The sequence below is a fragment of the Methanococcus maripaludis genome (assembly GCF_002945325.1).
Lineage (GTDB): Archaea > AGJL01 > Methanococci > Methanococcales > Methanococcaceae > Methanococcus > Methanococcus maripaludis.
The window spans coordinates 1437717-1459901 of the sequence record NZ_CP026606.1 but is presented as its reverse complement, the minus strand read 5'-3'; the positions used below and the strand labels follow the sequence as shown (position 1 = coordinate 1459901).

Sequence of the window (22185 nt, the reverse complement as noted above, 5' to 3'; positions counted from 1 at the left end):
ACCTGAATCATTGTTTTATTAGGTTATTAGTTTTTCAGTAATTCTTTTTTGATTTTCAAAGATTCAATAACGAGGTGTTTTGCCATCTCATCTAAAGTGTATGGTGTTATTGGTTCCATATCTTTTATAAATTTACCCGTGCCAACTACCAAATGCCCTTCACTTTCCACTTTTAAAAATTCTACAGGGCCTTTTTCAGTCTTCGCATCTCCAATTTTAATTGCAGGATCAAATCCAAATACCCCATTAGTTCCAATTGCAACTTTTTTAGTATTATTACAGTAGTCTACAATTTTTTTCCTAATTGGAAGAGTATTTCCACCTGCAAAAACAATTAAAACAACATCGCCAGTTATTTTTTTTATATTTTCTTCATTGACATCTTCAAAAAATGCTTCAATTTTTTCAGGGAAAAATTCTTTTAAAAAATTTATTTTATATTCTCCAAGTTTTGCACCATGTTTTCTGTGGACTATATCATTTTGATCAATCCTTGCTGCATCAAAAATCTGGATCTTTTCAAATCCGCCCCTGTGAACTTCCAAAAGATCCATTGCAATTCTAATCCCTAACCTTCCACATCCAATAATAGAAACAGTTCCTTTTGGCTTTAATTTATCTTCTAGTGCTTTAATATCCATAAAAACCACACAAATAATATATTTATTTAAAATTGACATTTTTCAATTAAATTTTTCAATTTAAAATATAATTATCCTTTATTAATATAAAGATAACGTTAGCAAACCTAACATCTGTATATATAACTTATCATTTGAATTTAGAAGAATCATATATATAGAAATGAGGTGTATGTTGTATATGACTCACATGAGATGAAATTATGCCAGAACATATACTATCCGGGATCAAAGCAGTAGTCGCAATAAATATGCGAAAAGAAGGGAAACTTCAAAGAGAAATAGCAGAGTTTCTAGAAATGGATCGTTCAATCATCTCCCACTACTTACACGGCAGATATCCATCAGATAAGGTCATGAGAGTCTCTGAAGAGATTATATCTTTACCCAAAGAACACGGCATTCCATTAATTACTTCGCTTGGTGACAACAAGCAGATTACTAAAAAGTTAATAGAACGGATATACAATATAACAATAAGTATTGACATGGAAAAGTGTATCGCATGTGGCAAATGCCTTGAATGCGAATACGGGGCAATTTCGGTATATTCCGAAGACATTGGCATATCAATAGACAGGGAAAAGTGTATTCTCTGTTGCAAATGCGTTTCCGAATGTCCTGTTGGTGCTTTGAAAATAGTCAAATAATCGAAATTAGGGAGGAAGTACAATGAAAAACTTCAAAAAAGACGAAAATGATGGCGTCATTGAAATTTCAAGATCTGGCGTTGAAAAAAGAGTCTTGAAATGGGACGACTGTACCTGCGTTGGTTGCGGTATTTGTAGCGAAATCTGTCCTACAAGCGCTATAGAAATGGGGCCATTAGGTGCTATTTTTAAAGGGGACATTGATGCTCCAAAATTAGACATCTCAGAAAAATGTGTTTTGTGCGGTATGTGTGCATGTGCATGTCCATTCGATGCTGTTAAATTAAGCATTAACGACAAACCAATCACTGAAATGCCACAGTACCCTAAAATCAAAAGAGGAATTGAATTAAATCAATCCAAATGTGTTTTATGTGAACAGTGTGAATTAGTATGCCCTCAATGTGCTATTGACGTTGAAAGAGAAGTTCCTGAAAGAAAATCCTTAGTATTAGGAGAAATCACAATTAAAAAAGATGATTGTGTTTTATGTGGAATTTGTGCTGAATACTGTCCTGCTGATGCAATTGAATTAATTCCAAACGACATGAACGCTTTAAGCTTAAATCCAATTGCAGATATTAAAATAGACTTAGACGCTTGTGTGTACTGTAAAGTATGTGAAAAAGCATGTCCGCACAATGCAATTGAAGCAATTTGTTACAAATGTCCACTTGCAAGCAAAATTAAAAAGCCAGAACTCTACGGCGAAATCAAAGGACAAACAAACATCGACAAAGACCTCTGTGTATCCTGTGGATGGTGTGCAAACATCTGTCCTGCTGACGCAATAGAAGTTGAAAAACCATTTGAAGGAGAATTAATCATCGATGAGCCTGCATGTAACGCTTGTGGTGCATGTATTTCAGTTTGTCCATGTAACGCACTTGTATTCCCTCAACCTGAAAAACAGGGAGACAAAGTACCTAATGTTGTAGTTAATCAGGATGTATGTATTTTATGTGGTGCATGTACGCATTCATGCCCTGTTGATGCATTAACAGTTAAAAGAACAAAAATAAATATGACCGAAGCAAATGCACCTGCATGGAAAAAAGCTTTCTCAAAATTAATGAAATAATTTGAATATTATAGGTGATTTAATGTACAAACTCGAAGTATATCCTGAAAAATGTCACGGATGCGGAAACTGTGTTGTTGCATGCCCTGTAAACGCACAAGATCCTGATGTATATGGTGGCAAAGGACCAAGCAGTGATGAAAAATTAATTATGAGAGTAGAAAATGGTGTTGTATCCATCGTAAACGGGGACTTATGCGGTGGATGCGGTGCATGTATTGAAGCATGCCCTGTTGATGCCATTAAATTAGTTATTGTAAAATAACTAAGATTTTAAGCATATCTTATCTATTGTTGGTGATATTATGAAATTTATGCTAAATACGGGACGAACCATCTGGCAAGGCGAAGCCATTGAAGCTGGAAAGAACCTTGAAATGTACAGAAAAGCTGCAGCAGTCTGCTACATGAACCCAGAAGACATGGATGCATTGGGCGTTAAAGATGGCGATGCAATAAAAGTAATTTCAGAATACGGTGATGTTGCAGTAAATGCAATTACAACTGACCAGCCAGCGCCTCTTGGAATGATATTTATCCCAATGGGACCTTGGGCAAACAGAGTTGTTTTACCAGATACTGAAAGTACTGCAATGCCTTCTTTCAAAGGGCCTCTTGAAGTAGAAGTTGAAAAAACTGACGAAGAAGTACTTTTAATGTCTGATTTAATGAGAAAAGCATACATTGAATAACTGGAATATTTTGGGTGATCTCATGGAATATATCATAAGAAATGGTACCGTCTTTGACCCATTAAACAAGGTCAACGGAGAAAAGATGGATATCTGCGTGAAAGACGGAAAAATCGTAGAATCTGTATCAAAAAATGCTTTAGAAATTGATGCAAATAATAAAGTAGTAATGGCAGGCGGTGTTGATTCACACAGCCACATTGCAGGAGCTAAAGTAAATACTGGAAGGACATTAAGACCTGAAGACAGTAAAAAAGATCTATTTTCAAAAGAAGGATTGAGACAAGGATCAGGATTTTCAATACCTTCGACATTCAAAACAGGTTACCAATACTCAGGTATGGGTTACACAACAGTTATCGAAGCAGCTATGCCTCCGCTTGTTGCAAGACACACACACGAAGAATTTATGGATTTACCACAAATTGACAAAGCTGCAATGCCATTATTTGGTAACAGCTGGATGGTACTTGAGTACTTGAAAAACGGCGATTTGAGTATGTGTGCTGCATACGTTGCATGGCTTTTAAGAGTAACAAAAGGATTTGCAATAAAAATCGTAAACCCTGGCGGAACAGAAGCTTGGGGTTGGGGTAAAAACGTACACGGGTTAGATGACGAAGTCCCATACTTTGGAATTACACCAAGAGAAATCGTAACAGGACTTACAAAAGTAAACGAAATGCTCGGGTTACCTCATTCCGTTCACGTACACCCAAATAACCTCGGTCACCCAGGAAACTGGGAAACCACCATTGATACAATGGACTGTGTAAAAGATATCAAAGCTAAACCAAAATTCGGCGACAGAGATACTGTTTACTATAACACGCACCTCCAATTCCACTCATACGGTGGAACTTCATGGAAAGACTGTGTAAGTAAAGGAGTAGAAACTGCAGATTACGTGAACAAACACAAACACGTAATGATTGATGTTGGTCAAGTTACACTTGATGAAACTACAACCATGACTGCTGACGGACCAATGGAATACGATCTTCACATGACAAATGGCCTTAAATGGGCAAACTGTGACGTTGAACTTGAAACCGGTTCAGGTGTTGTTCCATTTATCTACTCACCAAAAGGACCAGTTTATTCCCTCCAGTGGGCTATTGGTTTAGACATTTTCCTCTATACAAACCCTGAAAAATTGATTTTAACAACTGACCACCCTAATGCAGGACCATTCATAAGATACCCGAGAGTTATCGCTTGGTTACTTAGCAAAGAATACAGAGATGACTGGATTCAAAATAGGGTTCACAAATGGGCTGCAGAAAAAAGCCATATAACTGAAACCGACAGAGAATACTCAATGTATGACATTGCACAGATAACAAGAGCAAACTCATCAAAAGTACTTGGTTTAAGCGGCGACAGAGGCCATTTGGGCGTTGGTGCTAAAGCAGACATTTCAATATACGACATCGACCCTGAAGAAAAATCAGGTAAAAAGATAGAAAAAGCATTCCTCGAAGCAGCTTATGTTTTAAAAGACGGCGATGTAGTTGTAAAGAACGGAAATGTTGTAAAAGAAGTTTACGGAGATACAATCTTTGTAAATGCAGAGATAAACGAGAGTTTAGAAGCAGAACTTTTAAAAGACCTCAACATGAAGTTTAAAAAACTCTATTCCGTAAATATGGAAAACTACCCAGTTCAAGATGCTTACGCAAACAGCTGGATGCCAATAAACATTGATGCTACGGAAATACAATAAGGAAATCTTATTTAATCTTTTTAAGGTGAAATTATGAATGAATTAATTCTTAATTTGAAGGGCGATGTATCAGTCCCTGTTGAAATGGACAAAATAATTCCTGAAAAAATTCAAGAAATGAGTTTAGAAGAAATTTCTGGAATTGAATTAATACAGGGAAACAAAACTGCTAAAGTAAGCGAAATCTTTGACGTTGAACTCAAAGAAAGCCCTGTTTCAAAAGTAACAATTAACAATTGCTGTAAAAAAGTTAAAAGAATCGGCGAAAAAATGACATCCGGCGAAATCGTTGTAAACGGGGACGCTGGAATGTACGTTGGAGTCGAAATGAAAGGCGGAAAAATTACTGTAAATGGTGATGCTGAAAGCTGGGTAGGTCAAAACCTTAAAGGCGGAGAAATCATCATCAACGGAAACGCTGAAAACTACGTAGGTTCTGCATACAGGGGCGACTGGAGAGGAATGAGCGGTGGAAAAATTACCATTACTGGTAATGCTGGATCCGAACTTGGAGAGTACCTGAAAGGTGGAACGATTGTTATTAAAGGTAACACAAAAATAATGCCTGGAATTCACCAAAACGGCGGTATGATTATCATCGAAGGAGATATTGAAGGAAGAGCTGGTGGAGAAATGATGAAAGGTGCTATCGTAGTTTACGGTAAAATCTTAGAACCGCTTCCATCATTTAAATTCGAAGGAATAGTTGAAGATCCACTCGTTAAATTATCTAAAAAAGATGCTGGAACTCAGTTGAAAGGAACATTTATAAAATTCAGCGGAGACTACGTAAACACAAAACCAAAAGGACAGCTTTACGCAGCAATTGAAAACAATAAAAACTTAATTTAATACTTTTTTTAATTTTTGAAATTAATGCTATTTTGAATTATTTTTTATACTCCTATATGTATAGTATCAATTATAGAATAAGGAGGACTACTATGATTTTAGAATTAAACGGAATTTATGCAGGGCTCCGATTTTCAGCAGCACACATTGTATTTGGACATGACAGCTGCGGAGTAATTCACGGCCACTCTTATTATGTAGACGTAAAACTCTCTGGGGAGCCATCAGGAGAATTTGGATTTGTCTGTGATTTTAAAATATTAAAACAGATTGTAAAAGAACTTTGCAGTGAACTCGACCATAAACTGCTTGTTCCAAGAGACCATGAAAATATGGAATATTCAATGGAAGGAGATTCAATCTACTTAGAATACGTTGAAAAATCGGGAAATGTAAAAAAATACATGTTTCCCGTAGAGGACATTAATTTACTCCCTTTAAAATCAACTACTGCAGAAGACCTATCCATTTACTTTACGAACTATATTGAAGATAAGCTTCAAAAAATGGATCTTGAAAAGTCGATCGAATGGATTGAAACTACAGTAAATGAAGGAATTGGACAGGGTGCAAGATACACCCTACACTTGAAATAATAGTGTAAAAGGCGTAAAATCAAATAAAAATTTATATAAATTATAATTTGCACACTTTTAGCATGATTATTTTCTAAACCTGGTGATAACATGAACCTGGAGCTTTCAGTAACTGAAGCCATGAGTACTCCGGTAGCCACTGTAACATTGGATACCACAGCTTACGACGTGGCAAATATCCTTAAAGACAAAGGAATCGGATGTTTAGTAGTGTTAAACGATGCTGGAAAACCGGTAGGTATCATAACAGAAAGGGATTTAGCACTCGGAGTTGTTTCAAGGAATTTAAAATCAAAAGAAGTAATTGTTGAAGAAATTTCCTCTTCAAAATTAATAGCAATTGCTCCAAAATCTACGCTGATGGATGCAGCTAGAAAAATGGACGCGGAAAATGTAAAAAGACTCCCTGTAATCGATGGTGATGAGTTACTTGGAATAGTTACAGTAAGCGACATTACAAAACTATCTCCTGAACTTTTCAACATTATGGTCGAAACAAACGAGATTCATAATTCAGAATACCCGTACTCGAAAAATGAGGAAATTGAAGGGATTTGTGAAATTTGCGGAAGTACAGACAGTGTAAATTACATCAACGGAAGATACATCTGTAAAAACTGCAATGAAGATTCTGAAGGCGAAGAAGAGTAATTATCTAAAAAAGAGGGATATTTTGAAAATAAAAACCATTGTCGGCGAAAAAAAAGTCGAAAAAGTATACCCTACAACAAAAATTATTGAAGCACTCACAATGATGGATAAAGAAAACGTCAGAAGGATATGTGTTGCAGATCCGGGAACTGGAAGGGTAGAAGGAATTTTGACGAACATGGATATTGTGGACTTTCTCGGAGGAGGCTCTAAATATAACCTCGTAAAGTTCAAACACAATCACAACATGCTTTCTGCTATCAACGAGCCTGTGAAAGAAATAATGACCGACAATGTGGTATTAATAAAGGAGAATGCAGAATTAAATGAAGTAATTGATTTATATGTTGAAAAAAAAATTGGTGGAATGCCCGTAATTGATAAATCAGGCGTTTTAATTACCACCATTAACGAAAGGGACGTTATAAAATATTTAAAAGACCAGGTTGACGAAAAGCTTCTTGTAAAAGACTGCATGACTGAAAACGTAGTATCTGCAACACCTGGGGAAAGATTAAAGGATGTTGCACGAACAATGCTTAGAAATGGATTTAGAAGACTTCCCGTGGTTTCTGAAGAAAAATTAGTTGGTATAATCACTTCAACGGACTTTGTAAAATTATTTGGAAGTGACTGGGCATTTAACCACATGAAAACAGGAAATATTCGAGAAATTACGAACGTAAGAATACAGGACATTATGAAAACAGATATTGTTTCAGTAACTTCGGATATTAAATTAATTGATGCAATTAAAAAGATGAACGAATTAAATATTGGGGTACTCCCTGTAGTTGATGGGGAAAAACTCATTGGATTAATTACTGAAAAAGATATTGTAAAGTGCATTTACAAAAAATAGATAATAACTGAAAAATTACTAACTTTTTTTATATTTTTATTTTTTTAATGGCATTTATTTTTTATAGTGATATTTACTATTATTTTTCAAATTTGATTATTACATTACCGGTGATGACTTTTGAGAATTAAACCAGAATGCGCACTCTGCATTACACGGCAAGTTGTAGATGTTGCAAAAGAAATAACTGATGATAAAGCTGAACAGTTCAAAATTATAAGTTGGGGACTCGAAAAAATCTCCGAAATGTATGGTGAATCATCCGTTCCATCATTTATGGGTACTGAAATTCACAGATACATAAAAGAAATGACTAAAAATAGCGACCCTTACAAAAATTTAAAAGATGTTGCAAACGAATTTGCTCTTAAATACCTAAATGATGTTGAAAAATTACTTGAAAGTGATGATGAACTTGAAAGATTGCAGAAAAAAGTAAAATTAGCAATTGCAGGAAACGTAATTGATTTTGGCCCGTATAGTACAGGAGTCAATATCGAAAATATGGTAAAATCAACACTTGATGGAAAATTAGATATTGATTTTAGTGAAGAATTATTAAATGAACTTAAAAATTCAAAAAAAGTATTTTACACTTGCGACAATGCGGGAGAAATTGTTTTTGATCTTCCATTAATAAAAGAACTTAAAAATTATGTTGAAGTTGTTGTTTCGGTTAAAGGAAGTCCAATATTAAACGATGCAACACTCGAAGACGTTAAAACCGCAGGAATCGACCAAGTAACAAAAGTAATTACAAGCGGAACTGATGCAATTGGAATAAGGTTTGAAGAATCTTCAAAAGAATTCATAAATGAATTAAACAGTTCTGATTTTGTTATTGCAAAAGGAATGGGAAATTACGAAAGTTTAACCGAATATGAAGAAAAACACGGACAAAACTCTGAAAAAATTCCGGTTTATTATATTTTAAAGGCAAAATGTGAGCCTGTTGCCGAACACGTTGGAGTATGTGAAGGCGATAACGTTCTTTTAAGGAAAGAGATAAGTAAAGTTTAAAATTAATAAAGGCAGATTACAATAGAGAAAAACATTTATTCATTTATTTTTAAGGTGGTATTTTGGTAACTTACAAAGACGCTGGTGTGGATATTTATAAAGAAGACAAGGTCATAAGGGCGCTTGCTTCACAAATTAAATTTGAACGAACTGATGCAATAAAACCTGCTGATTTAAAAGGACACTATGCAGGAGCTATTGAATTTGGAGATTATTATTTAGTGCTCTGTACTGATGGTGTTGGAAGTAAAATGGTTGTTGCGGAAATGGCAAACAAATTCGACACCGTTCCAATTGACATGATTGCAATGAACGTAAACGATGCAATTTGTATTGGAGCAGAACCAGTTGCTCTCGTTGACTACATGGCTGTTGAAGATATCACAGAAGACATTGCATCACAAATTGGAAAAGGATTGAATGACGGAATAAAAGAATCAAACATCAATTTAATCGGTGGAGAAACTGCATCACTTCCAAACATGATTAAAGGAGTAGATTTGGCAGGAACTGTTCTTGCAGTTGTTAAAAAAGATGAAATCGTATCTGGAAAAGAAGTAAAACCTGGTGATTTAATCGTTGGTTTAAGAAGCAGTGGAATTCACAGTAACGGTTTATCACTTGCAAGAAAAGTATTTTTCGATATCGCAAACCTCAACGTTAACAGCAAATTATCACACGGAAAAACAGTTGCTGAAGAGCTTTTAACCCCTACAAAAATTTACGTGAAACCAGTTTTAGAAATGATTAAACAAGTGAATGTAAAAGGACTCGCACACATTACTGGCGGCGGTTTTAGAAAATTAAAAAGATTAAACAAAGAAGTATGTTACAAAATCGATGAATTACCCGAAATTCTTCCAATATTTAAAGAAATGCAGAATTTAGGAAATGTAGCAGATGAAGAAATGTTTAAAACATTCAATATGGGCATTGGATTTTGTGTAATTGTTGAAAAGGAAGATGCAGAAAAAATAATTGAAATATCAAACCACCACAACATTCCTGCATTTGTAATTGGAAAAATCGAAGACAGCGTTGAAGTAAATGGCGAAACTAAAAAAGAAACAGTTTTAGTCGAATACAATAACAAAAAAATGATAATGGAATAATTTAGAATATACGTTTAAATTAAAAATATGGGTGAATACTGTGCCTACAATTAACGTGAATAAAGTAGATTTGGAACGATTGAGCAATATTTCGCTTTCGGACAAATTAATAGAAGATAGATTCCCAATGATGGGTGTTGAAGTAGAAGAAATATTCGAAGAAGTCGATAAAAACGGGAAAAAACAGAACATGGTGCAGTTTTCAATAAATCCTGATAGGCCAGATTATTTAAGTGTTGAAGGCCTTGCAAGAGGTTTTAGAGGATTTATGGGAATTACTACAGGAATCCAAGAATTTGAAGTGATTGATTCAGACATTAAAGTAACTGTTGAAGAAAATGAAACAAGACCTTATGTCGCATTTGCACTTGTTAAAAATGTTTTAATGGATGACCTTGTCCTTGAAAGCATGATAAACCTTCAGGAAAAATTACACTGGGCAATTGGAAGAGATAGAAAGAAACTTGCAATTGGAATTCACGACTTCGATAAAGTAAAAGCTCCATTTACTTACAAAGAAATCAAAGGGGATGAAATTAAATTTGTTCCATTAGGTTATGAAAACGAAGAAATGACACCTAGAGAAATTATTGAAAAACACGAAAAAGGAATAAAATACGCCCATTTAATTCAAGACGATAAATTCCCAATTATTGTCGATGTAAATGGCGAAGTTCTTTCAATGCCTCCAATAATCAATGGAACATTAACAAAAGTAACCCCAACATCTAAAAATTTACTTATTGACATTACCGGAACTGAAAAAGAAGCGGTTGAAGAAACACTAAACATTATCGTCTGTGCACTTGCAGAAAGACGCGGAACCATTGTTTCAGTAGATGTTAACGGGAAAAAATATCCAGATTTGACTCCAAAATCAAGAATAATTTCCGTTGAATCAATTAATAAAAAATTAGGACTAAATTTAAATCCTGGAGAAATAATTCAGGCTGTTAAAAAATCAGGAATGGATGCACTTTATGAAGATGGAAATTTGATTGTAAAAATTCCTGCATACAGAAATGACATCTTGCATAACGTTGATTTGAAAGAAGAAATTGCTATAAACTATGGATATGAGAAATTCGAAGGAAAATTACCCTCGGTTGCAACTACCGGCTCAAAAGATCCTGTTGAGAAAAAATGTAGTGCAATGTCTGATTTAATGATTGGACTTGGATTCTACGAAGTTATGAATTTAACACTTTCAAATCAAGACACGTTGTTTGAAAAGATGAATTTAAAAGTGGATGAAAAAGATTATATCGAAGTTTTAAAACCTGCTTCAATTGAACATAGGGTCCTTAGAACTTCGATTTTACCGCTTCTTTTGGAAACGCTTTACATTAACAAGCACAATGCTCTTCCTCAAAAAATATTTGAAGTTGGTGACTGTGTAGTTATCGATGAAGAAGATACTGAAACTGATACAAAGTGTAAAAATATCAAGAAAATTGCGGGTGCAATAACACACCCTTTAACGAACTTTAACGAAATAAAAAGCTCAACTGAAGCACTCCTAAGGGAGTTTTTTGAAGGTTTTGAATTTGAAAACTATGAACACCCAGCATTCATAGCTGGAAGATGTGCAAAAATACTTAAAAGTGGAAAAGAAGTTGGATTCTTTGGAGAAATACACCCCGAAGTTATTTTAAACTTCGAACTCGAACATCCAGTAGTTGGATTTGAAATAACTATCGAATAACTATTTTAACTTTTTTTGACATAAATTAATTTAAATCATTTTTTAATTTCAAAAGGTGAACAATCTTGCAACTTTTTATTTTAGATAGCGATCCACTAAAAGCTGCTAAAATGCACTGCGACAAACACGTTGTAAAAATGCCTCTTGAAGCTGCACAAATTTTATCAACAGTTCACCACATTCATGATTCAATTTATAAAGAAAAATGCTATAAAAAAACGCACGAAAAACACCCCTGTGTTATATGGGCTTCAAAATCTCCTAAAAACTACGAATGGGCGCTATCTCTTTTAAAAGCACTTTTATCAGAATATACTTTTAGATACGGGAAAATACATAAATCTTCTGAACTTTTAAAATACTTAGAATATAATCCGGTAAAATCGGATATTACTGAGTTAACACCTTTTGCACAGGCAATACCAAAAGAATATACCTCAGATAATGCTGTAACTGCATATCGCAACTACTACATATCTGAAAAATCGAGTTTTTGTAAATGGTCTAAAAGAAAAGCGCCTGAATGGTATTTAAAGGGAATTAAAGATAAAAATAATAACAAAATTTAACTATAATTTTGAGCCGCATTTTTTATTATTTGGACATACAAAACTTTTTTCGATTTCTGAAACTTTAAGTTTTGAACCGCATTTTGGGCAGAAATGTTTATTACCTTCATCAATGATTTTTTTTACAGGATACTTAACCACATTCAATCCATTCTTTGAATTATTAGGCTGTAAAAGACTGTAAATTATACTTTCACATTTCTTTTGGGTGATTATCGGATTATTATAACTTTTTATTTTTCTAATGATTTCAGGGCTGTTTATAATGCCATCCAAATTAAAATCAAGTTTTGATGTAGCATTAAATATTATTATAGGAATTATTTCGATATCTTTTACTGCAATAACTTCTTTTTTTAATAAATTTACTAAATTATAAGTTTCTAAAACAGGATTTTCAATTAAATTTTCAGATCCATTTATTTTTTGAACCCACTTACCGTCTTTATTTGTAATAGTTCCAGGCAGATTTTTTGAATTTATAACGAAAATTCCGTATTTTGAAACTATGATGTAATCGATAACGCTTAAATTACCATTACGGCCCAGATTATAATCTTTTAAAATGAAATAATCCTTTTTATCAAGATTTCTTAAAAATAAACTTAATGGATATTCATTTAATTTTCCACTTATCGGTGATAAACTATGTTTTGATAGTGAAGTTATAAATCCCATAATCCCCCTCATAATTATTTATAGCCACGTAGCAGCTTCTTTTGCCCAGTATGTTATTATAAAGTCAGCCCCTGCCCGTTTTATGCTTAAAAGCGTTTCATATATTACTTTTTCCCTATCAAGCCATCCTTTTTCTGCCGCTGCTTCAATCATTGAATACTCCCCACTTACACAGTATCCTCCGACTGGAACATTAGATATTTCTTTTGCCATTTTTACAATATCAAGATACGGAAGAGCTGGTTTTACCAAAATTAAGTCAGCACCTTCTTTTATATCGAGTTCTATCTCTTTTATGGCTTCTCTTGAGTTTCCCATATCCATCTGGTATGATTTTCTATCCCCGAATTGCGGTGTGCTCTCTGCAGCATCCCTAAATGGCCCGTAAAATGCTGATGCATATTTTGCAGCATAACTCATTATTGAAACGTTTTTAAATCCATTCTCATCCAAAACATTTCTAATTTTTAAAACCCTTCCATCCATCATGTCAGATGGTGCAACAATATCAACACCGGCCTTTGCATATGACAGAGCAATATTTCCAAGTATTTCAAGTGTCTCGTCGTTTAAAATTTCTTCTCCTTTAATTATACCGCAGTGCCCGTGGCTTGTGTATTCACACATACAGACATCCGCAATTACTAAAAGATCGTCCCCAAGTTCGGCCTTTACTTTTGAAATAACCTTTTGAACTCCACCGTTTTCATTTACCGCAGAATTTGCAAATTCGTCCTTTTCAGTTGGAATTCCAAACAAAATTACTCCGGGAACTCCCAATTTTGAAATTTCAACGCATTCTTTAACTGCGGAATCTACACCATACCGGAATTGTCCAGGCATTGAGTTAATTGGAGTTTTTTCATCGTTTTTTAAATTTTCATCTACGAAAATTGGCATTATTAAATCGTTTTTAGTTAAAACGGTTTCTCTTACCAAATCTCTAATTTTCTGGTTTTTTCTAAGTCTTCTTGGCCTTATTAACATTTAATCGCCTGATCGTATATTAATTGTTAAAATTATATATTATATGTCGTAATCAAAAATTATAGTTTAAAACAATATAATAGTTTTTGTTTTCAAATTCAATAAAAAAGTTTAAAAAAGGCTGAGATGCCGATAATCGTACTTAAAATTTATCGAGCGTATCTTCTGCAGCGAAAACTATCGGGTCAATTACCATTGAAACTGGTGGTGCATAACAGAATTCTTGATTTGCTAATTCTTCAACAGTCATTCCATTTGAAATTGCAACTGACATTGCATCTACTCTTTCTGCGACTCTTTCTTCTGAAATAATCTGGCAACCGATTACTTTTCTCGTCATTTTGTCAGCAACCATTTTTATGTAAATTGGTTTTCCGCCAGGGTAGTATCTTGCTCTTGTAAGTGATTTTGAGTATCCTAAGACAATTTCAATTCCATTCATCTTTGCAGCGGTTTCAGTCATTCCAGTTCCACCAATTTCAAGCTTTCCGATTTTTGAAACCATACTGTTTAATACAGGTTTAATTTCTGCTTCAAGTCCTGCAATACATTTAGCTGCTACTTTTCCCTGCCTTACTGCGGTTGTTCCAAATGGTGAAAGTGTGTTTTGCATTGTTATTGCATCGATTACTTCAACACAATCTCCAACTGCATAGATGTTTGGGATTGATGTCTGCATTTTTTCATTTGTAAGAACTGCCCATCTTCCAATGTCACAGCCTGCGCGTTTAGCAAGTTGGATGTTTGATCTAACTCCTGTTGACATAATTACCATTTCTGCAGGAATTGTTTCTTCGCCAACTAAAACAGCTTCGACCTTGTCGTTTCCAATAATTTTTCCAACAGGTTTTTCAAGAATAATTTTAATTCCCTGTTCTTCCAAATATTTTTGGACAGTTTCTGCCATGTCTGGGTCGAGTGCTCTTGGGAATACTTGTGGAACCATTTCAACAACAGTTACGTTTAACCCAATTTCTTTTAATCCAAATGCAATTTCAATGCCGATTGCTCCAGCACCTGCAACCACTACATTTTTAGTGTCTTTTGCCCATTCGGTTATTTTTTGACCATCTTCAATAGTTCTTACTTTAAATACGCCATCTAAATTTACTCCTTCGATCGGAGGTACAAATGGAGTTCCCCCAGTTGCTAAAACTAAATTATCGTATTTAATTTCTGTTTCGTTTCCATCTTTTTTGTAAATTACTTTGTTTTCGCCTGAAATCACGTCTAAAACTTCAGCTTCGACAATTACATCGATTCCTTTTGCCTTGTAATCTTCAGGTGTGTGCATGATAATAGTATCAAAATCTGCAATTTCTTCACCAATTACGTAAGGTATAGCGCATGGTGAGTATGCAATATATTTATCTGAGGTAATTACTGTTACTTTTGCATTTTTATCGTGTTTTTTTATGTTTGATGCAGTTGTAAGTCCCCCTGCACCGCTTCCTATTATTACTACGTCCATATTTTCACCAAAATAATTAAAAAATTTGTGTAAATTTCGAATAATTCTTAGAATATAGGAGCTTTTTTCAAATATATAAATTTAATTGATAATAACAAAAATTTAATCAAATAGAGCCCTAAAAAAGCATTTTTTTAATTTTAAACCGCGTATATCCAAATAATGGCTATTAAAATTCTTAAAATAGAGTACATCATAATTAATTAAAAAAAGAAAGTTTATGAAAATTATTGTATTTCTTCCATGATTTCATTATATAATGTGAAATCGTAGAGAATTGCATTTATTTCTTCAGCATCTTCAAGTCCTGCTAATTGGCCAGTCATTGCACCTTGTTCATCCATAACTTTTACAAATTCAGGTCCAATAGCTTCTAAAGAACCAATTTCATTTGTAAATCCGATGTTTGGAATTGAACGTTCTTCAACTTCTAAGTCAGTTCCGAGCCATTCAGCACTTGCATTTACTGCAAGTTTTGGATTTGCCGTAATTTCATTGTTTGCTAAAGCCATTAATTTTAAGAATGATTTTACGCCTTCTCTTTTGTTTTCTATTGCATTATTTGATGCAACAAATACACAGCAAGGGTGGTTTTCCCACATTCCTTCAGGTGGAACGTTTCCGGAATAAATTACTGGTTTTCCAATTCCTGAAACTGCTAACTGCTCTGGTGTTGGTTCCCATGCAATTACTGCATCGAGTTCATTGCTGCTTAATAACTGTGGCATTGTTCCCTGACCCTTACAGTTGATAAGCTGAACCATTGTATCTTCATCATTTGGATTTTCTGTGTAGGTAATTCCTTCAGCATCGAGTGCTGATTTTATCATAACATATTGGATTGAGGTAGGGAGCGGGTGTCCAATTTTAACCTGTACTCCTGATTCTGCCTGTTCTTTTATGTAAACTACAAATTCTTCCCATGTTTTAGCAGGAATGTCGCTTTTAATAACGATTGCTGAACCTTCTGATTGAGCAGGGCTTACAATTTTTGCAGCAGTTCCCTGATCAATTGAGAATACTGCAGGAGGAACTCCGTTTAATCCAACGTCAATCTGACCTTGTGCCATCAAAGTCATGATTTTCGCTCCACCTTCAATAACTTTTATAAATTCAACATTTGCTACGAGTTTATCGTTTTCATAAAGTTCGTATGTTTTTTTATTCTCAACTTCTTGTAAATATACGCCATATTCGTCTTTGAATACATCAGGATATTCTGCTGCAACAAATAACGGTGCATCGTGGTCTGATGGAAGGTATGCAACCTTCAAGTCAGCAACTTCCCCATCTGAAGTAGTACTATCCGTACAACCTGCAAATAAAAGTGCCAATAATAAGCTTGCAATTATTACAAATTTTTTAATAATTAACACCTCAAATAATCATTCATAGAAAATATGTATTTAAATATATAAAATTTACAGTAAAAAATATAAACTCGATAATTTTAAAAAGTTTAAAAATTTAAAAAAGAGATATTTGCCTTATTTTTTCGAAACTTTAAGTCTCGTTCCACAGTATGGGCAGACCATCCACGTTGGATCAACTTCTCTTTTACAACCGCTGCATTTTTGAATTTTATCTTCTTCTTTGATAAGTTGGAATCCGCAGTGTGCACAGTTATTCCAGTTTTCAGAGGTGTGTTTGTTACAGTTTGGACAAGGTTTTGTTTCAGCAAACTCCATTTCTGCCAAACTTGCACCGCAATTTGCACAGTTTTCCCAGCCAATATCAACTACACCATTACAGTTTTGACAGTAAAATAAATTTTGTACAAATTTTGAACCAAGAGTTACTTTGAGTTTTTCAAGAGCAATTGAAGCCTCTCTTTTTAAAACTTCATCAATATCATATTCCATTATTCGTTCAATTCCCGAAACTATTCTCTGAATTGCCATTTTGTCGGTCATTTCCATGTACTGCAATGATTCAGGTCTTAAAACAGTTAAATCAACAATTTTTTTCAAAGTGATTAATTTAGTAGCAGGTACTGAACTTTTAAGCCCGTTTATTATGCTTGCCCTTTCTTCCTCATTTATTGGAACTATCGTAACCATTATCTGCCTCCTTCCAGTAGGGGATATTCTCATCCATTACATTTAAATTTCCTAGTTTAACTATTTTACGATAATAATATTCCATATAAGCCATAACTTCTGCTTCAGTCGCGTTTGAAAGCTCCGAAATTTCTATTTCTCTTGTTCCTATCTCGTAAAGGTAATAAATCTTCATATCTCCACTGTTATTATAGTAAGAAAACACTTCTACAGAGTTTATATCCTCAAAATTGTTGTATGAATACCAAAGGATATAACAAAGGTCTAATTTTGCAGATTTATCAAGTTCTCCCCTTAATCTTTCTCCGATAGTATTTCTAATTTGAAAAACCCTTAATATATTTCCGTCTTCCGAATTAATTTTTTTTACTTCGTAAACCCCGTATTTTTCAAATTCTTGCATTTCTGAAAGGTTATCCTTTTTTTCCTGCAAAATTATCAGTGGGACTGCTGCAAAAATTAAAACAATTATTAAAATAATGAGGTATTCTTTTACAGACATAGTTTTCACAATTCGTCTCAGTTAAGAAGGAGTTTTGAATCTACTGCACCTTCACCTTTGAGTAAATCTTTATAATCATCAATAATGATTCCAACGTTTATAAGATTATCCAGTTCTTTTTTAAAAGACATTTTTCTAAAATGTTCTCTTTTATTCAACTCATACATATAGCGTAAAGTCTCTTTTTCACGCAATTTTTGAGTTTTTTCATCAAAACCATTGTTTTTTGATTTTAATTTTTCAATAGAGTCAGATATATCTTCAGAAAATATTTCAGAATATTTTTCAGAAAAACTATCAAATTTTTTAATTTTAAAGAAGTATTTTCCAAGTTCTGCCCTTTCTTCCCAACAAATTTCTGTTTTTTCATTTAAAGAAGTTTTATCACTTCTTTCAGCAAAGTCTAAGGAAAATTCCGAAAGTTGGTCGTGATATAATTCTTCACAGCATTCTATTGCATGTTTTATAGTTTTTTTACTGCATTTACCTACCTGAACACCACTACAGTAGTGTTTTAAAATCAAAAGTAAGTCCCCATTCCATTTTACCATGAAACTGAAGGGAAACAGCCTGCACATTGCAGGTTTCGTATCATAGCTTTTTTCAAGCTGTATTCTACATAAATTATTCTCGATAAGGCCGCACTTTCCATTTCTAAGGGCTAAAACATGTTCATAATTTGAATTTGACTTTTCAATATAATTTTCATAGCCTTTTAGTCTCATCATGTCAAAATAACTTAAAAATACTCTCCAATTTTTGCAACTGCAACAGTAAGCGCAGTTAACGCAAGAGTATCTCATTCCGTCAAATGTAACTTCAAAGCTCATAAACGCCTCTTGACTCTACAAATCGTCATTAAAAAGTTCATTACTTTCTATAAATTCAGGAATATTCTTTTCTTTTTCAGTAGTCCAAAGTTCATCAAATTTAACGTCTTCACCACCATATTCCCCTTCAAATCTTTTTATTTTTACCATTGCAGGGATTTTCAAACAAGGGCCAATTATTACTGCTTCCCCAACGTTTAAGCCTGGAAGCTGATTTAATAAGTCTTCGCTTAAATTTTCTGATGCGTGTTGGACGTGTTTTTGATCGCTTGGCTCAATTAATTTTGAAATTATAAAGTTGTTGCACTGGGATAGCGACTCTTGGTCAAGGGTTTTTGGCCTTTGTGAAACAAGACAAATTCCTACACCAAATTTACGACCCTCCCTTGCAATTTTTGAAATCGGAATCTTGGATTTTGTGGGCCTGTTTTGTGGCACAATAAGATGTGCTTCCTCATATATTATAAATATTGGTTTTGCAACTTTTGTATTCCATAAAACTTTTTTTCTATCCTTTAAAATCTCCCCCGTAAAGTAAGAGATTATTAAATCGGTACTGCTTTCGTCTAATTCGCTTATATCAACAATATTCACATAATTTTCTTTTATATCTTGAATAGGATTGTAATTTATCGCAGTAATTTTATCTTTAAAAGTCATCAAATCTTCAAATCGCATAATCAATGTTAAAATACTGTCCACTTTGCTCTTAAATTCATCCATACCCATGTAATAATTGAGTTCATTGATAATCGAGTTTATATACTCATCAACAGTATTAAAATCAACTTCCTTTTTGGATTCCTTGATTTTTTTCATTGCACGCCTTCCCATTGCCCTTTGAACTGTAGCTTGTGGGTCAACTCCTGCAAGAGACATTAATGCGTCATATGACATGTTGTATACGTTTATTTTTGGTTTTATGATATTTCTTCGAATTATACTGCTCTTTGCTTCGATTTCAACATATTCCCTGTGCATATCAAAAACTAAAACGGTTGCATGAATGTTATTTAATTCTTCCAAAAGAACAGAAACGGTATTTGACTTACCCATTCCAGTAATTGCAAGTATTGCCAAGTGTCTCGAACATAACTTGTTTACATCGAGTTTAACTTTTGAATCTGCTGAAATTAAATTTCCAATTTCAATTGTTCCTTTTGAAAAAATTTCTCCCAAAATCTTTTCAGATGCATTGTAAACTTCAGTTCCAGGTTTTGGCGGAATTCTTGGGATCTGCATATTTTTTACATCGCCCAAAATTTTTATTTTTCCAATCGTGTAGTAAGAATCGTTATTTTCAAAATCTTTTAATTTTTCAAAATCTTTTACATTGTATACGTCTTCAAAGATTTTGCATCCTTGATTAACCGACTCAACCATTCCCAAAATTTCTAAATCACAGTAATTGATTGAAACATAACTTCCAATTTCAGGCATGTGCTTTGCAAGAAAATTTAACTCAGTATTTGAGGTTTCACCTATAACGTAGCCCATTAAATTATCCAAAAATACCGCCCTCCGACTAATATAAAATATTTAAAAGTTGAAAATACTTAAAAAAAATTAATAATTATTTTAATTTACTTACTGAACTTTTTCTTTGAGTTTTTTCTGTAACGTTGTGTTTATTAACTTTCCATCAGCTTTTCCCCTGAGCTGCGCCATACATCTTCCCATCAAAAGACCCATTGCACCCATTCCTTTTTCGTTTACTTGGGAAATGTTTTGATTGATTATATCTTCAATTATTGATCCTACTTCTTCAACAGACATTGATGACATTCCTTTAATTTCTAAAATTTCATCGAGTTTTTTTGAAGGGTTTTCAATAAATCCTTTTATAACTTCAGGAACTGCTTCTTTTGACATTTTGTCTTCTGAAAGCCCTTTGAAAAGTTCATCAAGGTGTTCTTCAGTCAATAACTCAGTGTCAAGCCCTTCTCTTTTTATTTCTTTTATTGTAGCTTCAAGGGTCGTTGCAATGAGCGTAGGCTTGATTTTTGAATATTTTTTTGAGAGACTTTCAAACAAATCAACATGGTAAGACATTACCATCTGTTTTGCAAGATCTTCGTTTAATTCATACTCTTTTACAAATCTTACAAGTTTTTCTTCAGGCATTTCTGGAAGGTTATTTCTAACAAATTCGATCTTTTCTTCAGTAATTGTAATTGTTGGAACATCTGTTTCGGGATACATCCTTGCAGCTCCAGGAAGTGGCCTTAAGTATGATGTATTTCCGTCATCGAGTGCTTTTCTCGTTTCTTCAGGAATTCCGATCATTGATTCTTTTGCCCGTTCGATTACTGCGTTAAGTGCTCTTTCGACCTTGTTTTTCTTGTCAGCAACCAAAATTACAGCATCATTTTCGCCGCAATTCATGTATTCTTTTAATTTTATAACTTCTTCTTCAGTAATTCCGTATTTTGGAAGTTCATCGGTGTGGAATAATCCTCCAACTCCACCAAGTACCTTTCCACGGTCTGAAAATTCTGTTCCAAGTCGTCTTCCCGGCTGAACTTCTCTTCCAATCATTCCTGAAAATCCTTTCAATAATATTGCTCTAATTACACCTTTATTTTTAAGTGCATTTTTCAAAACTTTTGATTCCGTATCTTTTAAAAATTCGGTGATGTCTTTGATTTCATCGACAACTTCTGCATTTCTTTTCAAAAGTTCTTCTTTAATTTCGTTTAAACTGATCTGTCTTGTAACTTCGTTTTCGATGATTTTTTCAATTAAATCAAGGTTTTGAACCCCCTTAACCTCAATTCTTGCACCATCCCTAATTGAAATGTTTACATCCTGTCGAATTGTACCAAGGCCCCTTTTAACTTTCCCAGTAGCCCTTAAAATGGTTCCAATTCTTCTTGCAGCTTCTTTACCCATTTTTGGAGATGTGATATCGGGTTCAGTTGTAATTTCCAAAAGAGGGATTCCAAGCCTATCAACACAGTATTTCGTGTAGTCTTTTCCATCTTCAATCTTTTTACACGCATCTTCTTCTAAACAGAGGCTTGTAACCCCAATATTTCCATATTCTGTTTCGATGAATCCTTCTTGGGATACAAACATTGTTCTTTGAAATCCTGACGTGTTTGAACCATCAATAACCATTTTTCGCATGATCTGAACTTCATCAGCCATTTTCATGTTCATCAATGTTGAAACTTCTAATGCAGTGTCCACTGCTTCAGGAGCAACGTCGTGAGGCGGTTCATCGTCAAGTTCCACCAAACACGTCGTATCGTTGTAATATTGGTAGATAAACTTCTTTTCCTTTTTTGATTCGAGAAGCGCCGCCTTATCAACGTGACCCATTTCACTCTGAGAAGGTCTTAAAACCCTTTCAATTTCCCCGTGAGGTTCGTCATCCCTTATTTTTGTTGGGCAGTTACAGAAAAGTTTTCTTTTAGTGTTTAACTGCTGGTGTATCTCAAGTCCAACTTTCAATCCAAGTTTTTCGTAATCATAATCCATATTATCACCAAAAATCA

23 protein-coding genes are annotated in these 22185 nt (G+C 34.0%); 13 read left to right on the top strand and 10 right to left on the bottom strand.

The window, feature by feature from the left end; all coding sequences use genetic code 11:
- Positions 1-26: 26 nt before the first annotated feature.
- A complete protein-coding gene (locus MMJJ_RS07955; protein ID WP_104838353.1) occupies positions 27-641 on the bottom strand; it encodes a ThiF family adenylyltransferase in 615 nt (204 codons plus the stop codon).
- Positions 642-844: 203 nt separating this feature from the next.
- On the opposite strand from MMJJ_RS07955, the gene MMJJ_RS07950 reads away from it, so the two are divergent.
- The 13 genes from MMJJ_RS07950 to MMJJ_RS07890 all read left to right on the top strand — a co-directional run bounded on the left by MMJJ_RS07950 (position 845) and on the right by MMJJ_RS07890 (position 12157).
- Positions 845-1291 carry a 4Fe-4S binding protein gene (locus tag MMJJ_RS07950; protein WP_011171188.1) on the top strand — a complete coding sequence of 149 codons (447 nt, stop codon included), beginning with the start codon at positions 845-847 and terminating at the stop codon, positions 1289-1291.
- A gap of 22 nt (positions 1292-1313) precedes the next feature.
- A complete protein-coding gene (fwdF, locus tag MMJJ_RS07945) occupies positions 1314-2372 on the top strand; it encodes a tungsten-dependent formylmethanofuran dehydrogenase subunit FwdF (protein WP_104838352.1) in 1059 nt (352 codons plus the stop codon).
- A gap of 22 nt (positions 2373-2394) precedes the next feature.
- Positions 2395-2637: a 4Fe-4S binding protein gene (locus MMJJ_RS07940; RefSeq protein ID WP_012194160.1), complete on the top strand. Its 243-nt coding sequence runs from the start codon at positions 2395-2397 to the stop codon at positions 2635-2637.
- Positions 2638-2677: 40 nt separating this feature from the next.
- Complete coding sequence (gene fwdD / locus MMJJ_RS07935) at positions 2678-3064, top strand: tungsten-dependent formylmethanofuran dehydrogenase subunit FwdD (RefSeq protein WP_104838351.1); 387 nt, start codon at positions 2678-2680, stop codon at positions 3062-3064.
- A gap of 22 nt (positions 3065-3086) precedes the next feature.
- Entirely contained in the window at positions 3087-4790 is a 1704-nt protein-coding gene (gene fwdA, locus MMJJ_RS07930) for a tungsten-dependent formylmethanofuran dehydrogenase subunit FwdA (RefSeq protein ID WP_104838350.1), read from the top strand.
- Between the two features lie 33 nt (positions 4791-4823).
- On the top strand, positions 4824-5642 hold the full coding sequence (fwdC, locus tag MMJJ_RS07925; RefSeq protein WP_104838349.1) for a tungsten-dependent formylmethanofuran dehydrogenase subunit FwdC: 819 nt from the start codon (positions 4824-4826) through the stop codon (positions 5640-5642).
- Positions 5643-5734: 92 nt separating this feature from the next.
- Positions 5735-6238, top strand: a complete 504-nt coding sequence (locus MMJJ_RS07920) for a 6-carboxytetrahydropterin synthase QueD (RefSeq protein WP_011171194.1) — start codon at positions 5735-5737, stop codon at positions 6236-6238.
- A 90-nt stretch (positions 6239-6328) separates the two neighbouring features.
- A complete protein-coding gene (locus MMJJ_RS07915; protein ID WP_104838348.1) occupies positions 6329-6889 on the top strand; it encodes a CBS domain-containing protein in 561 nt (186 codons plus the stop codon).
- Positions 6890-6911: 22 nt separating this feature from the next.
- Positions 6912-7751 carry a CBS domain-containing protein gene (locus MMJJ_RS07910; protein ID WP_104838347.1) on the top strand — a complete coding sequence of 280 codons (840 nt, stop codon included), beginning with the start codon at positions 6912-6914 and terminating at the stop codon, positions 7749-7751.
- A gap of 120 nt (positions 7752-7871) precedes the next feature.
- Entirely contained in the window at positions 7872-8771 is a 900-nt protein-coding gene (locus tag MMJJ_RS07905) for a damage-control phosphatase ARMT1 family protein (RefSeq protein ID WP_104838346.1), read from the top strand.
- 62 nt (positions 8772-8833) lie between these two features.
- On the top strand, positions 8834-9883 hold the full coding sequence (gene purM, locus MMJJ_RS07900) for a phosphoribosylformylglycinamidine cyclo-ligase (RefSeq protein ID WP_104838345.1): 1050 nt from the start codon (positions 8834-8836) through the stop codon (positions 9881-9883).
- A gap of 40 nt (positions 9884-9923) precedes the next feature.
- Positions 9924-11588, top strand: coding sequence for a phenylalanine--tRNA ligase subunit beta (gene pheT / locus MMJJ_RS07895; RefSeq protein ID WP_104838344.1), 1665 nt, complete (start codon positions 9924-9926; stop codon positions 11586-11588).
- A 65-nt stretch (positions 11589-11653) separates the two neighbouring features.
- The gene (locus MMJJ_RS07890) at positions 11654-12157 is read left to right on the top strand and encodes a pyrimidine dimer DNA glycosylase/endonuclease V (RefSeq protein WP_104838343.1); all 504 of its coding nucleotides are present in this window, start codon (positions 11654-11656) and stop codon (positions 12155-12157) included.
- On the opposite strand, the gene MMJJ_RS07885 is transcribed toward MMJJ_RS07890, so the two are convergent.
- The 9 genes from MMJJ_RS07885 to gatE form a co-directional block, all read right to left on the bottom strand.
- On the bottom strand, positions 12158-12835 hold the full coding sequence (locus tag MMJJ_RS07885) for a nuclease-related domain-containing protein (RefSeq protein WP_104838342.1): 678 nt from the start codon (positions 12833-12835) through the stop codon (positions 12158-12160).
- Between the two features lie 18 nt (positions 12836-12853).
- Positions 12854-13822: a porphobilinogen synthase gene (gene hemB, locus MMJJ_RS07880; RefSeq protein ID WP_104838341.1), complete on the bottom strand. Its 969-nt coding sequence runs from the start codon at positions 13820-13822 to the stop codon at positions 12854-12856.
- Positions 13823-13964: 142 nt separating this feature from the next.
- The gene (locus MMJJ_RS07875; RefSeq protein WP_104838340.1) at positions 13965-15293 is read right to left on the bottom strand and encodes an FAD-dependent oxidoreductase; all 1329 of its coding nucleotides are present in this window, start codon (positions 15291-15293) and stop codon (positions 13965-13967) included.
- Positions 15294-15520: 227 nt separating this feature from the next.
- A complete protein-coding gene (locus tag MMJJ_RS07870; RefSeq protein ID WP_104838339.1) occupies positions 15521-16669 on the bottom strand; it encodes an ABC transporter substrate-binding protein in 1149 nt (382 codons plus the stop codon).
- 111 nt (positions 16670-16780) lie between these two features.
- Positions 16781-17353, bottom strand: a complete 573-nt coding sequence (locus MMJJ_RS07865; protein ID WP_011171205.1) for a zinc ribbon domain-containing protein — start codon at positions 17351-17353, stop codon at positions 16781-16783.
- The gene (locus MMJJ_RS07860; protein WP_104838338.1) at positions 17328-17855 is read right to left on the bottom strand and encodes a hypothetical protein; all 528 of its coding nucleotides are present in this window, start codon (positions 17853-17855) and stop codon (positions 17328-17330) included. Before MMJJ_RS07860 ends, MMJJ_RS07865 begins: the two co-directional genes overlap by 26 nt.
- A 17-nt stretch (positions 17856-17872) precedes the next feature.
- Positions 17873-18685 carry a YkgJ family cysteine cluster protein gene (locus MMJJ_RS07855; protein ID WP_104838337.1) on the bottom strand — a complete coding sequence of 271 codons (813 nt, stop codon included), beginning with the start codon at positions 18683-18685 and terminating at the stop codon, positions 17873-17875.
- Positions 18686-18700: 15 nt separating this feature from the next.
- On the bottom strand, positions 18701-20194 hold the full coding sequence (locus MMJJ_RS07850; protein WP_104838336.1) for a helicase HerA domain-containing protein: 1494 nt from the start codon (positions 20192-20194) through the stop codon (positions 18701-18703).
- A 78-nt stretch (positions 20195-20272) separates the two neighbouring features.
- Complete coding sequence (gene gatE / locus MMJJ_RS07845; protein ID WP_104838335.1) at positions 20273-22168, bottom strand: Glu-tRNA(Gln) amidotransferase subunit GatE; 1896 nt, start codon at positions 22166-22168, stop codon at positions 20273-20275.
- Positions 22169-22185: the final 17 nt, after the last annotated feature.

Excerpts from the sequence above, each read along its gene's own strand:
- MMJJ_RS07955 (WP_104838353.1), bottom strand. The coding sequence starts at position 641 with ATGGATATTAAAGCACTAGAAGATAAATTAAAGCCAAAAGGAACTGTT.
- MMJJ_RS07950 (WP_011171188.1), top strand. The coding sequence starts at position 845 with ATGCCAGAACATATACTATCCGGGATCAAAGCAGTAGTCGCAATAAAT.
- fwdF (WP_104838352.1), top strand. The coding sequence starts at position 1,314 with ATGAAAAACTTCAAAAAAGACGAAAATGATGGCGTCATTGAAATTTCA.
- MMJJ_RS07940 (WP_012194160.1), top strand. The coding sequence starts at position 2,395 with ATGTACAAACTCGAAGTATATCCTGAAAAATGTCACGGATGCGGAAAC.
- fwdD (WP_104838351.1), top strand. The coding sequence starts at position 2,678 with ATGAAATTTATGCTAAATACGGGACGAACCATCTGGCAAGGCGAAGCC.
- fwdA (WP_104838350.1), top strand. The coding sequence starts at position 3,087 with ATGGAATATATCATAAGAAATGGTACCGTCTTTGACCCATTAAACAAG.
- fwdC (WP_104838349.1), top strand. The coding sequence starts at position 4,824 with ATGAATGAATTAATTCTTAATTTGAAGGGCGATGTATCAGTCCCTGTT.
- MMJJ_RS07920 (WP_011171194.1), top strand. The coding sequence starts at position 5,735 with ATGATTTTAGAATTAAACGGAATTTATGCAGGGCTCCGATTTTCAGCA.
- MMJJ_RS07915 (WP_104838348.1), top strand. The coding sequence starts at position 6,329 with ATGAACCTGGAGCTTTCAGTAACTGAAGCCATGAGTACTCCGGTAGCC.
- MMJJ_RS07885 (WP_104838342.1), bottom strand. The coding sequence starts at position 12,835 with ATGGGATTTATAACTTCACTATCAAAACATAGTTTATCACCGATAAGT.
- hemB (WP_104838341.1), bottom strand. The coding sequence starts at position 13,822 with ATGTTAATAAGGCCAAGAAGACTTAGAAAAAACCAGAAAATTAGAGAT.
- MMJJ_RS07875 (WP_104838340.1), bottom strand. The coding sequence starts at position 15,293 with ATGGACGTAGTAATAATAGGAAGCGGTGCAGGGGGACTTACAACTGCA.
- MMJJ_RS07865 (WP_011171205.1), bottom strand. The coding sequence starts at position 17,353 with ATGGTTACGATAGTTCCAATAAATGAGGAAGAAAGGGCAAGCATAATA.
- MMJJ_RS07860 (WP_104838338.1), bottom strand. The coding sequence starts at position 17,855 with ATGTCTGTAAAAGAATACCTCATTATTTTAATAATTGTTTTAATTTTT.
- MMJJ_RS07855 (WP_104838337.1), bottom strand. The coding sequence starts at position 18,685 with ATGAGCTTTGAAGTTACATTTGACGGAATGAGATACTCTTGCGTTAAC.
- gatE (WP_104838335.1), bottom strand. The coding sequence starts at position 22,168 with ATGGATTATGATTACGAAAAACTTGGATTGAAAGTTGGACTTGAGATA.